The sequence below is a fragment of the Methanobrevibacter arboriphilus JCM 13429 = DSM 1125 genome, from assembly GCF_002072215.1.
Taxonomy (GTDB): Archaea; Methanobacteriota; Methanobacteria; order Methanobacteriales; family Methanobacteriaceae; genus Methanobinarius; species Methanobinarius arboriphilicus.
On sequence record NZ_JXMW01000030.1, the window covers coordinates 16,976 to 32,207 of the forward strand.

12 protein-coding genes are annotated in these 15,232 nt (G+C 25.9%); 5 read left to right on the forward strand and 7 right to left on the reverse strand.

Annotated elements, in window-relative coordinates:
* Positions 1–92 precede the first annotated feature (92 nt).
* Positions 93–1,361, reverse strand: coding sequence for a nickel pincer cofactor biosynthesis protein LarC (larC, locus tag MBBAR_RS09510; RefSeq protein ID WP_080461112.1), 1,269 nt, complete (start codon positions 1,359–1,361; stop codon positions 93–95).
* A 432-nt stretch (positions 1,362–1,793) separates the two neighbouring features.
* On the opposite strand from larC, the gene MBBAR_RS10585 reads away from it, so the two are divergent.
* From MBBAR_RS10585 to MBBAR_RS09525, 3 genes are all read left to right on the forward strand, one after another.
* Positions 1,794–3,083 (forward strand): phosphatidylglycerophosphatase A, encoded by a 1,290-nt coding sequence (locus MBBAR_RS10585; protein ID WP_249025062.1) that lies wholly within the window; start codon positions 1,794–1,796, stop codon positions 3,081–3,083.
* Positions 3,084–3,363: 280 nt separating this feature from the next.
* Positions 3,364–4,173 carry an adenosylcobinamide-GDP ribazoletransferase gene (gene cobS, locus MBBAR_RS09520; RefSeq protein ID WP_080461113.1) on the forward strand — a complete coding sequence of 270 codons (810 nt, stop codon included), beginning with the start codon at positions 3,364–3,366 and terminating at the stop codon, positions 4,171–4,173.
* Between the two features lie 246 nt (positions 4,174–4,419).
* A complete protein-coding gene (locus MBBAR_RS09525) occupies positions 4,420–4,983 on the forward strand; it encodes a tRNA (cytidine(56)-2'-O)-methyltransferase (RefSeq protein ID WP_080461138.1) in 564 nt (187 codons plus the stop codon).
* Positions 4,984–5,054: 71 nt separating this feature from the next.
* Here the strand turns inward: MBBAR_RS09525 and MBBAR_RS09530 are convergent, their stop codons facing one another.
* The 5 genes from MBBAR_RS09530 to MBBAR_RS09550 form a co-directional block, all read right to left on the reverse strand.
* Positions 5,055–5,567 carry a fumarate hydratase C-terminal domain-containing protein gene (locus MBBAR_RS09530; RefSeq protein ID WP_080461139.1) on the reverse strand — a complete coding sequence of 171 codons (513 nt, stop codon included), beginning with the start codon at positions 5,565–5,567 and terminating at the stop codon, positions 5,055–5,057.
* Positions 5,568–5,694: 127 nt separating this feature from the next.
* Entirely contained in the window at positions 5,695–6,897 is a 1,203-nt protein-coding gene (gene mfnA, locus MBBAR_RS09535; RefSeq protein WP_080461114.1) for a tyrosine decarboxylase MfnA, read from the reverse strand.
* A 246-nt stretch (positions 6,898–7,143) separates the two neighbouring features.
* Positions 7,144–9,429, reverse strand: coding sequence for a phosphoenolpyruvate synthase (gene ppsA, locus MBBAR_RS09540; protein WP_080461115.1), 2,286 nt, complete (start codon positions 9,427–9,429; stop codon positions 7,144–7,146).
* 216 nt (positions 9,430–9,645) lie between these two features.
* A complete protein-coding gene (gene rplJ / locus MBBAR_RS09545; protein ID WP_080461116.1) occupies positions 9,646–10,128 on the reverse strand; it encodes a 50S ribosomal protein L16 in 483 nt (160 codons plus the stop codon).
* A gap of 564 nt (positions 10,129–10,692) precedes the next feature.
* The gene (locus MBBAR_RS09550; protein WP_080461117.1) at positions 10,693–11,781 is read right to left on the reverse strand and encodes a metallophosphoesterase; all 1,089 of its coding nucleotides are present in this window, start codon (positions 11,779–11,781) and stop codon (positions 10,693–10,695) included.
* Between the two features lie 643 nt (positions 11,782–12,424).
* Here MBBAR_RS09550 and MBBAR_RS09555 point away from each other — a divergent pair.
* Positions 12,425–13,207: an ATP-binding protein gene (locus MBBAR_RS09555; RefSeq protein ID WP_080461118.1), complete on the forward strand. Its 783-nt coding sequence runs from the start codon at positions 12,425–12,427 to the stop codon at positions 13,205–13,207.
* Between the two features lie 197 nt (positions 13,208–13,404).
* Positions 13,405–13,983, forward strand: a complete 579-nt coding sequence (locus tag MBBAR_RS09560; RefSeq protein ID WP_080461119.1) for an FmdE family protein — start codon at positions 13,405–13,407, stop codon at positions 13,981–13,983.
* 194 nt (positions 13,984–14,177) lie between these two features.
* On the opposite strand, the gene MBBAR_RS09565 is transcribed toward MBBAR_RS09560, so the two are convergent.
* Positions 14,178–15,011: a hypothetical protein gene (locus MBBAR_RS09565; RefSeq protein WP_080461120.1), complete on the reverse strand. Its 834-nt coding sequence runs from the start codon at positions 15,009–15,011 to the stop codon at positions 14,178–14,180.
* Positions 15,012–15,232: the final 221 nt, after the last annotated feature.

A 15,232-nucleotide genomic window follows, 5' to 3' on the forward strand; every position in this document is an offset into this window, starting at 1 on the left:
AAAAAAAATACTTTATTACTTATAAAATATACTTCATTATCCATAAGGAATGCTTATTATTTATAATAAATACTTCATCATCACGATGTACTTTATCTTAAATTAGATAAATACTGATTAATTTCAAAATTAGCTAGATTTAAAACTTTATTCAAAGGAATGTTTCTTTTAGTAGCAATTTTTCTTATATCTTCATATTCGGGTCTTGAAGATATAATTTCACCATCAATATAGCCTATTTTAAATTTAATAGATTCAATTTCACCTTCAATATCTATATCTAAAGATATAAACTCCCTATTAGCTATTCCTCTATGAAAGTTTTGAGAAACTCTTATTCCCAATGTACCAGTTTCTTTAAATATAATAGAAACTAGCCTATCAGTATCTTCTTTTCTTGAAATTACCTTAATGATATCCCCTGGTCGATTTTTCTTCATTATAACAGGTATAACCAAAACATCACGAGCACCTTCTTTCATTAATTTATCAAAAAGATAACCTATGCTTTCACCAGATAAATGATCCACATTAGTTTCTATAACATCAATACCTTGAGATTTTATATTTGATTTAGCTTTAATAATTCTTAAAACATTAGGAAAATCAAAATCTTTTTTTCCAGCTCCATAAGCAATCTTATCAACTTTTATAAAAGGTTGAAAATCCATAAATTCATCACAAAGCTCAGCATATAATGCAACCCCTGTTGGGGTAGCTATTTCAGCATTAACTGGCCCTCCAAAAGAAGAAATATTTCTTTCACTAATAATTTCAAGAGTAACTGGTGCTGGAACAGGAATCATACCATGAACTGATTTAACTGAACCTCCACCAACAGCAACTGGCAATCCAATGACCTTTTCTTTTTTATTATGGAATCCAAGTTTACAAAAACCAAAAACAGAGCCAAAAATATCAGCAACTGCATCAGCAGCACCAACTTCATGAAAATTAACATCTTCCAAAGATTTTCCATGAATTTTTGCCTCAGATACAGCGATCCTTTTAAAAACTTTTCTTGAAATATTGAAAATATCCTTTATCAGCTCTTTTCCAAAAATACTATTCTTTTTTTGAAATTCGATCTCTTCAATTTGATTTATTTTAGATAAAAGCTCTTTATAAGAAATAGAATGATTATTATGATTATCTTTATCAATAGTTTCAACTTCTAAAAAAATAGATTCGATTCCTGCTTTATTAACATTATTTATCTTAACATTAACTCCACCAAAATCATTAGCCACATACTCCATAACTAGCTTCATCTCCTCATGATTACAACCTAAATCAATGAATGCCCCTCCAATCATATTTCCAGCTATTCCTGCATTTTGAGGATCTATTATTAGTACCATAATCTCCCTTTCCAAAAAAACATCGTAATTATTTAGATATTAATTTTATTTATAATAAAAAATATTTTTAAACTTTAAAGTAAATATGTTAAACAATATAAATAATATTATTGAAATATTTTAATATAATTGAAACAATTTAATATAAAATAATGGAATCTTATAATAAATAAAAATATAATAATCAAAAATTTAATAAATGAGAATTTATTAATAATTGAGAATTTAAAATATGATTAATACTTATATTATTTAAAATATGACTAATACGTATATTATTTATATTGTTTAAAATATGATTAATTTTTGTAATATTAAAAATAAGTGAAATTAGAATTTATAAAAACATATATAAGATCATACAAGATTATCTAAAGAACAAATTAATAAATTTCTGAAGTTAAAGGATTTATAGCTCTATGGGTGATTATCATGAAAAATAGAAAAAACAAATTTAAGACTAAAAAAAGAACTAAGAAAATCTTTAATGATATAAAACTCTATAGTGACTATGATTATTTTTATATGGAAAATCCAAACTATTTTCTAACATTCTGTGATGGTTTCGATCCTGAAAACCAAATAAATAGTGGGATTGATATTGTAAAAAATATAATTATATTATCAACTAATTATAATTCAGAAGATAATTTTAAAACATCTCTTAAGCATTTTGAAAAAGAAAAAAAGATTAAAAGTAATTTCAACAGTTATAATGAACATAATAGCTATATTGCTCAACAATTTCCTGTTAATCGATCCAATCTTGAAAATATTAATACTGAAAATGAAAATAGTAAAAATCCTGAAATTAACTCTAACAACAATATAAATTATTTTTTAGAAAATTCAGATAGTTTAACAATTATAAATTTCATGAATAACAATCTTAATCTTATAAAATTAACTGATTATCTAAAAATAGCTAAAGTTAAAAGAGATTCTAATTCTCTTGAATTGAATTTAAATCAGATAATATATATAGATGAAAGTTTAACTATGAGAGAACTTATAAGATTATATAAAATAGCAATTGAAACAAAGATTAAGTATTTCGACTATTTAAGACTACCAGAGCATATACATGATGCTTTAAATAATAATGAATCTATAATTTTAGCTTGTAAATCACCAATTGGATTTGATGAAGGAAAAGAACAAAAATTAATGGAATTAATTAATTTACATAGTAATAAAAATATAGAAACTATTGAAAAAGAAATAGTGCGAACAATGGTTAAAAGTTGTAGTAAATCATTGGCCAATATGGAACTATCTTTTGGAATACTTGATTATATATTAGCTGAAGGAATTACTATTGATTTACTTGTAGATGCTGGAATGGAGCTATGTGTTGGTATTGATGAAACTCCAGAAAAAATAAAAGAATTAAAACTGAGATTAAAAAATCAAATATTAAAAGCACTGGAAGATATAAATGTTATTGCTCTTTTGATGTCAGCTATCAGATGTGAAGAAGATTTTAAGGCCAATAGAGTTAGAGAAGTCGATGTTAGTGATGATCCTGCTTATTTATATAGTGATGAAGTTTTAGGAATAGCTATATCTAATCAAATAGCGGGAACAAAAGCTACATTTAATTTCAAACGTTATGATGAAAAAAAACCAGGAATATTATCTAAATTAGGCCCAATGGTAGATGACATATTTGCTGGGCTTATAGCAGGTTGTATGTCTAAAATGTTTGAAGAAGACTATTAAACAAAAAAAACTAAAAACTAAAAAACTAAAAAATCTAAAAAACTAAAAAATTAAAAAAACAAACATATACCTAAAAACTAGAAAACTAAAAAAATATAAAAACAAACAAATCTATTAAAAATATTATTAAAAGTATTACTGGAAGTATTACTAAAATTATCACTAAGAGTACTAAGAGTATTATTAAGGATAATATTAAAATTACTAATAAAATTACTAATAAAAGTACTATCAAAAAATTTATTAGAGGATTTATTAAAAAATTTAAAAAGGAATTTAAATGACAGAAAAAGACAAACAAAAAGATGATTATTTCATTAGTGAGAAATCATCAAAAATAAGATCCATAGCAGGTCTTTTAACATTTTCAACAATTTTACCAATAAATATATACACAAGTATTGAAGAGATGGCTAAAATGACTTGGTTTTGGCCAGTGCTAAGTGCTTTAGTTGGTTTTTTCGCTTTAATAATTGGACTATTTTTAAATATACTGAATTTTCCGATTTTTATTATTTCTGTCATTATTTATAGTTTTTTAATATGGTTTAATGGTTTTCATCACCTCGATGGACTTATAGATATCGGAGATGCTTTAATGGTACATGGTACTCCTGAAAAAAAAATATCTGTAATGAGAGACTCTATGATTGGAACTGGAGGAATAGCTTTATTTTTCATTGTTGGGATTTTAACAATTGCTTTTTTAAATTCTATACTTTTAATAGGATTTATATCATCAATATTAATATGTGAAATGTCAGCGAAAGTTGGTTTAGTTAGCTGTGCAATTTCTTCAAAGCCAGGGAATGATGGGACTGGAATGTACTTTATAAAATCAATGACAATACCAAAATTTATAGCTACATTAATTATAACATTAGCTATCGGTTATCTCTTTGGAGGAATTATAGGAGCATTCGGAGTTATCGGAGGAGCATTCGGAGGAGCATTAATTAGCTTAATTGGAAAGAAAAACTTTAAAATAGCCACTGGTGATGTTTTAGGTGCTTCAAATGAAATTGGTAGATTATTTTCACTTTTATTTATGTTAATAATGATATTATTGTCTCAAATAAGAATATTTTAAAATTACCTCAAATATATAAAATAAATAGATTTAGTAAATATAAAATAAATGTAAAATAATTACTAAAATAAACATAATATAATTAAATTAAATTAATCAATTATAAATAATTACAGTAAAATAACTATAAAATAATTAAAGTAATCAATATAAATAATTACAGTAAATTAATTATAAATATCACATTATAAAGGATATATTAAAAGAAGAATATAATAAATCATATTTAATAAATAATTTGTGATAATAATGAATATTAATGTTTTAAGATTAGATCATAGATCAAAAAGAGATGCTAGAATAACCACCCATGTTTGTCTAACATCAAGAGCTTTTGGAGCATCAAAAATATATTTAGGTGGAGAAGAAGATGAAAAGCTTATGAAAAATGTTGAAGATGTTGTAAAACGATGGGGAGGAAATTTTAAGATTGAATATAAGAAAAATTATATGAATCTTATAGAAGAATGGCAAAACAAGGGTGGAGAAGTAATTCATCTTACAATGTATGGATCTCAAGTTCAAGATGTTATAGGAGAAATAAGAGAATCTTCAAAAGATAAGCTAATTGTTGTTGGAGGATCAAGAGTACCAACAAAGGTCTATAGAAAATCAGATTATAATGTTTCTGTAACAAAACAACCACACTCTGAAGTTTCTTCACTAGCTGTTTTTCAACATATGTTAATGGATGGAACAGAGTTCAATCTTGAGTTTGATGATGCTGTTTTTGAAGTAATCCCCACCTCTGAAGGTAAAAGAGTAAACATCAATGAAGAAAAAAAGAAAGAAAATATGATTGATAATTAGAATAATTATGGTTAAAATAATTATGGTTAAAATAATTCTGATTAGAATAATTATATTAATAAATAAAATAACTAATAAATAGACTTCCCATGAGCAATAGCCACTATTCCAGGAATGTTTTCTACTTGTAACTTAAAAAGTGCTTCAATACCTTCATATCCATAATCAACAATTTGTTTTGATTTAACAGAATCAGTTAAAAGAGCTGCTATTGGAGGAGTGACTACAAAAATAGATTTTTGATTTTTAAGAGATTTTATAGTTTCTTCACTTAGAGAACCTTTTCCAATGTGAATTCTAACTCCTGCTTTTGATAATGTATGTATTGATGATTCAATTTCATCTTTATTACTAGTAGTAGGAGCTATACCAGCATCGCTAACAGCAGTGTGCATTATAGCACTACCTTCTAAATTAGCAAGAATTTTATCTTTGGATCTATCTTTATTTTCAATTATTTTTCTTTTTAACTTAGGTAATACTGCATCTCTACCTGTAAAGATGTTTCCTGAAATAAGTAATTTATCCCCTACTTCCAAATCATCGATATCTTTAATAGAAATAGGAGTTTTTATTTTTTTTATATCTTTCATAATTATCATTAAAAATTTTATAAACAACATTAATAATAAAAAAATTAAAAATCAGATCTCAAAATCCTATGAAATAATCAAATATAAACTAATTTAAATGAAAGCTATATAGATAATTTTATCTTATATTCAAGCTACTTTTAATCTCACGAATACTAGTTAAAAAATCGATTAAGTGAGTATATTTTATATGCCCCATTAGAACAATTCTAATAGCTTTTGGATAAGATGAGACTGAAACCATCCACCCTTTTTCTTCTAACATGTTAGCTAAATCATCAGTAGGTATTTCTGGGTGAGTAAAAGCTACAATATTTAACTCAGGTTCAACTATTAACTCAAAATCCTCTTTAAATAAAGCGTCAGCTAAAAATTCACTATTAATCATACATTCATTAGCATTTTTAGCATAGCCTTCTCTCCCCATATATTGCATAATTGCCCAAGTAGCTGCAGCTGGAGCACCTAAACGAGTTCCAACAATAGTTGATTGTTCTTTAGAAGTTAAATATGGAGATTTAACAGCCATAACATCTAAATATTTTTTTTCTCTAAAAAGTATACCTCCAGAAGGAATAGGAGCAAGACCCATCTTATGAGGATCAACAGTTATAGAAGAAACCCCTTCAAGAGAAAAATCAAAAACAGGCATTTCATAGCCAAAATCTTTTAAAAATGGAATAGAAAACCCACCAAAAGCAGCATCAACATGAAAATAAATATCATTATCATGAGCTAACTTCGATAAATCTTCAATTGGATCAATCATGCCAAGTTCAGTAGTACCAGCTACTCCTACAATAGCAATGGTATTATCAGAAATGTTTTTTTTAACAGATTCAATATCAACACGATAATTTTCATCTAAATCTGCTTCAATAAGTTTTAAATTAAGTAAATCAGCAGCTTTTTTAAATGAAAAATGAGCAGACTTAGGAACAATAATCTCAGGAATAGAATATCCATTTTCACTATTAATATTTCCAATACCTTTTTCTTCTCTAGCCATATTACGAGCAGCACGAATAGCCATTAAGTTAGCTTCAGTTCCCCCAGTAACAACATTACCAAAGGGTTTTTCAAGTGAAAGAAAGGATCCAATATCTCTAATAACTTCATCTTCAAGAGTTTGAGTTCCCTTAAAAAGACCAGGATCTCCAAGATTTGCATCTAAAAAATCACAAAATACTTCTTTAGCTAAAGGATCAGCACGAGTACACATTGACCCTAAAATTCTTCCATCAGAATATTCTAAATCTTGTTTTTTGAGTTTAGACAATTCTTCTAATATTTTTTCTTTTTCTAATGGTTCTTGATTCATTGAAATACCCTTTAGATACAATCATTAAAATAATAAACAGAATAACGAACATGCTAATAAATACAATGATAATTAAATGATTATATAAATGAATGATTATCATAATGAATGATTATGTTATAATAAATGATTATGTTATAAATGAATGATTATGTGATTAATTAACTAATTAATAAAATAAATAAAAATTATAGATTAAATTAAAAATAGATAATAAAAAGATAATCAATAAGATTTAATTAAATCTTATTTCTTTTGATTTCTTGCTGCATCCAAGATTAACTTTTGCTCAGACCTAGCTACAGTATGTCTTACATCACTAACAGCATCAGTATTAGCTGAAACACTACATATTCCAAGTTCAACAAGTTTTTCAACGATATGTGGCTTACTACCTGCTTGACCACAAATACTAGATGTGACTCCAGCTTCATTACATTTTCTAATAGTTCTCTCAATTAATTTTAAAACCGCAGGATGCTCTTCAGTATAATTTTTAGCTACTAACTCATTATTTCTATCAACTGCAAGGGTGTATTGAGTAAGATCATTTGTTCCTAGACTTGCAAAATCAATTCCAATATCAATAAAGTCTTCAATGATTAAAGCAGCTGCAGGAGTTTCTACCATTATACCAAAATCAACATCTTTATGAGGTCTAAGCCCTACTTCCTCAGCTATTTGTTTAGCTTTTATAAGTTCATCTGGGCTTTGTGATAATGGAATCATAATTCCAATATTAGTATAACCTTGCTCATGAAGCTTTTTAATAGCTTTAAATTCTGCTTTAAGTATTTCTGGTTCATCAAGCTCTCTTCTGATACCTCTCCAACCGAGCATTGGATTATGTTCATAAGGTTCATCTTCTCCACCATCAAGAGTTTGGAACTCATCAGTAGGAGCATCTAAAGTTCTATACCACACAGGTTTTGGATAGAAAACATCAACAACTTTTAAGATATTCTCCATCAATATTTTTACAAGTTCATTCTCCTTACCATCAAGAATAAATTTCTTTGGATGAACACCAGAAGTTAACATCATGTGTTCAGTTCTAAGAAGACCAACACCATCTGCACCAGTAGCAAAAGCTTTTTTAGCTGCTTCAGGCATACTTACATTAGCTTTAACTTCAGTGACAGTGATAATTGGAGCAGGTGCTTGAGAAACAGCAGATTCATCTTTTACTTTTTCTTCAGCTATATGGAATTCTCCTTCAAAAACAAGACCTTTTTTACCATCAATAGTTACTTTAATATTCTCTTTAAGAACTTCAGTAGCATTACCAGTTCCAACAACACAAGGAATTCCAAGTTCACGAGAGATAATAGCTGCATGACAAGTTATTCCACCTTCATCAGTAATTATTCCACTAGATCTTTTCATAGCAGGAACCATATCAGGAGTGGTCATTGTTGTAACCATTATGTCTCCATCTTTAATTTTATCTAATTCATCAATCTTTTTAATGATTTTTACAGTACCAGAAGCCATACCAGGACTTGCACCAAGACCTCTTACAATAACTTCCCTATCTTCAATATCAGATCCTTTATCTCCAGCTTCAGACCCATTTTCTAAAGTAGTGATTGGTCTAGATTGTAACATATAAAGAGTATTATCATAGAAAGCCCATTCAGTATCTTGAGGAGCATTATAATGATTTTGGATTCTTTTACCCATTTCTGTTAATTCAACAAGTTCTGCTTCTGATAAGACTCTTTCATTTCTTAATTCTTCAGGAACATCAACTTGTTTAGTCTCTCCACTAGGTAATTTTTCAAACATTACCTTTTTATCAGCTATACTAAAGTTTAATATTTCATTAGATTTTTTGTCAACATAATAAGTATCTGGTGTTACAGAACCAGAAACAACAGCTTCTCCAAGTCCCCATGACCCTTCGATAAGAGCTATATCTTCACCAGTAGAAGGATTAACAGTAAACATTACACCTGCTTTTTCAGACTCAACCATTTCTTGAACAACCACAGCAATATATACTTTGGAATGTTCAAAATTGTTTTCTTCACGATAAAATATTGCTCTAGCTTCAAAAAGAGAAGCCCAACACTTCCTAACATAATCAATTACAGATTCTGCACCATAAATATTTAAAAAAGTATCTTGCTGTCCTGCAAATGATGCTTCAGGTAAATCTTCAGCTGTTGCAGATGATCTAATAGCTACAAGAACATCTTCAATTCCAACTTTTTGGCAGAGTGCATTATAAGCTTCAATAATAAGTGCTGATATATCTTCAGGAATATTGGTTTCAATGATAATTTTTTTAATTTTTTCAGCAGAATTTTGAAGTTCTTTAGTATTGTTAATATCAATTCCACTTAATATATTCATGATATTATCAAATATTCCAGTATCATTCATAAATTTATTATAAGTTTCTGCAGTAACTACAAATCCTGGAGGTACTGGTATTCCTGCTTGGGTTAATTCACCTAAATTAGCCCCTTTTCCTCCAGCAATTCCAACATCATCCTTACTTATATTTTCAAATGTTTCAACATACATATTTTTCATCCTTGTTGAGTTTTAAATTTTTAATAATAATTTTAGCCATTAAAAATGTTATTTTAAAGAATTTAAGTATTAAAATTGTTTTGTAATCTTTTGTAACTTTATATATTTATGAAATCTAAAATATAATTAGATAGTGTAATAAAATACTCTAAAATATAACTAGATATTGTAATAATAATTATTTTGTAGATAGTTAAATTTATGAGTTTATTTGACTAATTCTTCACCTTTATCAACTACAATTCTGCAGCTTACAGGTAATTTCATAGCAGCTCTTCTTAAAGATTCTTTAGCATCTTGGAAATTTTTCTTGTTAGTATCAATAGATAAAACTTTTTGATTCTTTTTCACAATAGCTTCTGAGCTGATAGATTTACCAAAAGATTTTCTCATACCATTTTGAACCCTATCTGCACCTGCACCAGTAGCCATTGGATTTTCTCTCACAATTTGATGAGGGAAAACTCTAATTTTCAAATGATAACCCATCCTTCCAGCTTTTCTTTGCATAAATCTGTTAGAAGCAATACGAGCAGCTTCAAGAGCATTATGACTAATATGAGCAGGATCTTTTACAGCTAAACTTACTTTTACTGGAAATTCATCAGTTAAATTTCCCATATCAAATTGAACTACCTTAGAACCAGGAATTTTTCTTATATATTCTCTTCTTGTATAAGCACGAACCATTAATAGTCCTCCATAATAAAATTGAATTATATATAATTATATTTCTATCAATAAATTAATAAAATACTTATTATACCAAATGGACATTGTTAAAAACTTTTTAATTCATAATATTGCAATAATTTATATTATTTCCATAAATAATGCAATAATTTATATTATGTCCATATAATATAAAGTTTAAAACTTAAAATGTATTATATAAAAGCATAATATCAGTATAAATATTTTTATTTATTTTTATTTTAAATTTAATATACATAACTAGATAGAATAAGATTATTTATTTTTATAACTATTAATAAATGTTACTATAATCAATGTCAATAAAAAAATTTATTTTAAAAATAAAAAAATTTAATCCTACAAATAATAAAATATTTAAAAAAAATAATAAACGAAATAAAAAGATTTCTAAAAAAATATATCTAAAATTTATAGAAAAGCACTTGAAAGGAACAGTAAGAGAAAAAATAAAAAGATAATAAAAAGCAAGAATAAAAAAATAATGATAAAAATAAGAATAATAAAAACTAATAAAAGAATAAAATTATATTGTTAAAATCATTCTAATATCTTTTTTAATCTTAATAAAAGGATTTCTGAATCAGTTCCCCATCTAATTGGAGCTTGATATGTTCCAACCCCATCACTAACAACTAAATATTTATTATCTTCTTTAAAAATTCCTCGAACATATCTAAACATTACCCTTATTAAAAATCTGATTGGATAAAATTGACCTCCATGTGTATGACCAGAAAGTTGTATATCAACACCCATACTTCTAAATTCATTCCAAAACACAGGAAAATGATTAATAACAATATTAACATCATCAGAATTAATCATTGAAAAATCATTACTATTTTCAATTGAAACACCAGGTTTTAAAATCGAAGAAACAAAAAACCCATGTATAGACAAACCTTTGAACTCTATTTTATCATTGAATAATACTTTCAAGTTAGCATTTTCAGCTGCTTTAATAACATTTTCCAAACCAAGATAATAGTCATGATTTCCAGGAGTGAATATTATGGGAATTTTAGAATCCTTTAAAGGAGAAAAATCATCAGGTTTGATTGGTGTTGACCCATCAGCTAAATCACCAGATAAAATAGCTATTTCAGCATCTGTTGAATTGATTTTAGAAACAATATCTTTTAAAAGTTTTTCACCCCTAATTGAACCAATATGAACATCGGAAAAATGGATTATACTTATTTCTTCTTTTAAATTTTTGATAAAGAGATCATGTTCTTTTATTTTAATTTTATGCCCTTTTATATATCCATATATAGTAATTATTGGAATTATTAGACTATAAATTATAATTAAATGATTTATAGGTATTTTTACTATTAAATTGAGTAAATAAATAGCTACTGATAAAATCAGATACATTAAAGAAAACCATAAAAGAATCTGAGAAAATTCTGAAAGATATCTTGTAATTTTTCTTGTTTTTTCTTTTTCATAAACAGAAGAGATTGTGTTGATTATAGATAATAAAATAGCTATTAGAAATAAATAATAAACATTTATAGAGATAAAAAGATTTAAACTAATATAAGCTACAAAAAAGAGAATAAAACCAAAGGCGATTGTTTTAAAAACTTCTTGAATTAAAAAATTTAGATTAATTTTCATACAAATTCCTTTTTATAATTCTTTTTAATAATTATTATCTTTTAATTAGTATCACTAATAATTATTTTTTTAATATTCCCTTTTAACAATTTCCTTTTAATAATTATTTTTAATAGTTATTTTTAACAATTTCTTTTTAATTATTAATACAAAAAATTTTATTTTAATTCTTGTTTAAAATTTTAATTTAATTATATTTAATTATATTTAATAATATTTAATAATTAATTAACTAAATTATAATGTATATTGACTACAGATAAAATTATCTATATGATGGCAGGTAAACTTTATTCTAAAAATATAATTTATATTAAATCTATATTAAATCTATATTAATTCAGTGCTAATTTAATATTAACTTATTAAAATTAATTTATTTAATAATATAATAAAAAATAATCATAATAATAAAAACAGAATAAGAATAATAAAAGATAGAGATAGAATAATAATAATTATAATAATAACTAATGGAAATAAAATAATAATTAATAGAAAAAATAGAAATAATATAATACACATAGATTACATAATTTATATATAAAAAAATAGGAATAATGGAAATAAAATAATAGAAAATAAGAATAAATAAGAGGAATATGAAAGTAAGAGGGAGAAAATTGAAAATAAGAGGGAAAAAATGAAAATAGCTATTACAGGAAAAGGTGGTGTTGGAAAAACAACAATATCTAGTACTTTAGCTTGTATATTATCAGAAAATCATGATGTATTTGCTATTGATGCTGATCCTGATATGAATTTAGCCTCTAGCTTAGGAATAAGAGAAAAAATAGAACCTATTTCCTCAATGAGAGATTTAATTAAAGAAAGAACTGGTGCAGATAGTGGATCTTCCTTTGGAGAAGTTTTTAAAATCAATCCGAAAATAACCGACCTTCCTGAAAAATTATCTTTTGATTACAAAAAAGATGGATCATTGAAAATAATGGTAATGGGAACTGTTGAAAAAGGTGGTGACGGGTGTGTATGTCCTGCAGCAGTACTTCTAAAAGCATTACTTCGGAATATAGTTGTAAAAAAAGATGAAATTGTAATATTAGACATGGAAGCAGGAATAGAACATCTTGGAAGGAAAACTGCTGAATCTGTAGATGCTATGATAGTCGTTGTTGAACCTGGTTTAAAATCTATTGAAACTGCAGAAAGAATTAAAAAACTAGCAACAGACATAGGTATCAAGAAGGTTCTTGCTATTTTAAATAAATGTTCTTCCTCAGAACAAAAAGTTTTTGTAGAAAAAAACCTTTTAAAAATTAATATTGAGTTTATAGGAGCTATTCCAATGGATAATGATGTTGTCATGTCTGATATGGAAGGAAAAGCATTAATGAGCTATGAAAATTCAAATGCCCTTAAATCTATAAAAAAAATTGCATCTGAATTGGAAATACTATTAGAATAGGAAACAATATTGTAAAGAATACTATTAAAATAAGTAATACTATTAGAGTAATATCATTAGAATAGCTAATACTATTATAAGAAATATCATTAAAACATATGATATTATAAGAAACAATATTAGAATTATTATAAGAAATAATGTTAGAACTATTATAGAAAATAATATTAAAATAATAAACTAAAAATGTGATTAAAATGTCTAAATTATCTGAAACAGAATTATTCGATGAACAATTAGAAAAAGCAAAGAATTTGCATGGAGAGGTTTGTGGAGGAATAGTTTCTGGAACTAAAATGGCGATTCATGCAATGAAAGAATTAAATATGGATTTTAATCAGAAAAAAAACAAAGACTTGATTGTATTCTTAGAAATTGATAGATGTATGGCTGATGCTATTCAAGCAGTAACAGGATGTAGTTTAGGTAAAAGAACATTGAAACTTAAAAACTATGGAAAGTTTGCAGCAACGTTTTATAAAATATCTACAGGAGAAGCTATTAGAATAGCTAGCAATAAAAATGAAAAAAGTGAATATCCTGAAGAGACAATTGAAGAAAAAATTAAAAGAGTTAAAAACACTCCTAGTGAGGAATTATTTAATATACAAAAAGTTAAAATTAGAATAGACGAAAATGAACTTCCTGGGAGACCAAGAGATGAAAAATTTTGCTCTATATGTAGTGAACAAATTATGGATAGTAAACAGAATCTTGTAAGTGGCAAACCAGTTTGTAAATCCTGTCATGAAGGATCTTATTACGAAATTATTTAAAATATTAAAATTTTAATAATTTTATAGCCATTCCAGCCCAACATTTTATTTTAAATAATAACTTATTCAATTTATAGCCTATTCAGCTTAATAACCTATTTAATTTAATAGCATATCCAATCTATTTTAATTTATAGCCTATTCAAGTTAATGCTCTATTTTAATTCAAGATAGTAAACTATAAAATAAGATAGCTATCTTCTTACAACAGCTTTTATTTTATTGTTTGAGATAGTTTTTAATCCAGAAGTCTTAATGACTGAAGGTATAAATTTATAAGCTCCTTTTTTAGCATTGAACCTTAAAATAACTTTTGCTGAGTTTTTTGAACCGACTTTTAAATTTTTTATTTTTAATGTAACTATCCTAGTCTTTTTATTATAAACAAATTTTACTCCTTTACTAACTAATGGTTTTTTATATGTTAAACCTTTAGGAACTTTATAAGTTACTAAAAATGTCTTTTTATTTGGACCAAGATTATTAAAAATAGATTTTAAAGCTAATTTACCTTTCGAGGTAGCATAACCATTTTTAACTTTCAAAGAAGTTTTTACAATCTTTTTATCAGGAGTATTTGTAACATTCTTTGTAATGTTTTTTGTAATGTTTTTATTGTCTGAAGTCGTATTATTTTGATTATTTGGGCTTATAGCATTAAAAGTGGCAATTGCATAGCTACTTGAATATTCACTATCACCTGCAAAACTAACATTAACTGTATTTTTACCTGACTGCTGTACAAAATAGTTATACATACCACTTACACCATTTTCATCAGATACTATATGACCATTACAATGCCCACCATTAATTGAAAAATCTATCATCTTTCCAGATAATGTATTATTATTCTCATCATATATTGTAGCCCTAATATTAACATAACCATTCTCAGTAGTATCAGAAATTTTATCAACTACAATATGAGTACTATTAGCAGCATTTACACTAGAAACCGAAAATAATACCATGAAAATACCAAGTATTATTAAAATACCATGTGTCCTTCTATTATTTTTTTTCATTATTTCAAAACCTGTAATTTTAGTAGTTAGAGTATATAATTAGAGTATAGTAACCTAAATTTTGATTAAATCATAATAACAATTGTTATAAAAGATAAACCTAAAGTATTCGTTGTGTAAAAAAGTGTTAGTCAAAAGATGTTCTTAAAGATTATAATTAAATTATATTTAATAAGAATATTGGTTTTCTATGTTTTTCTATTGTTTTATTATATGTTTAA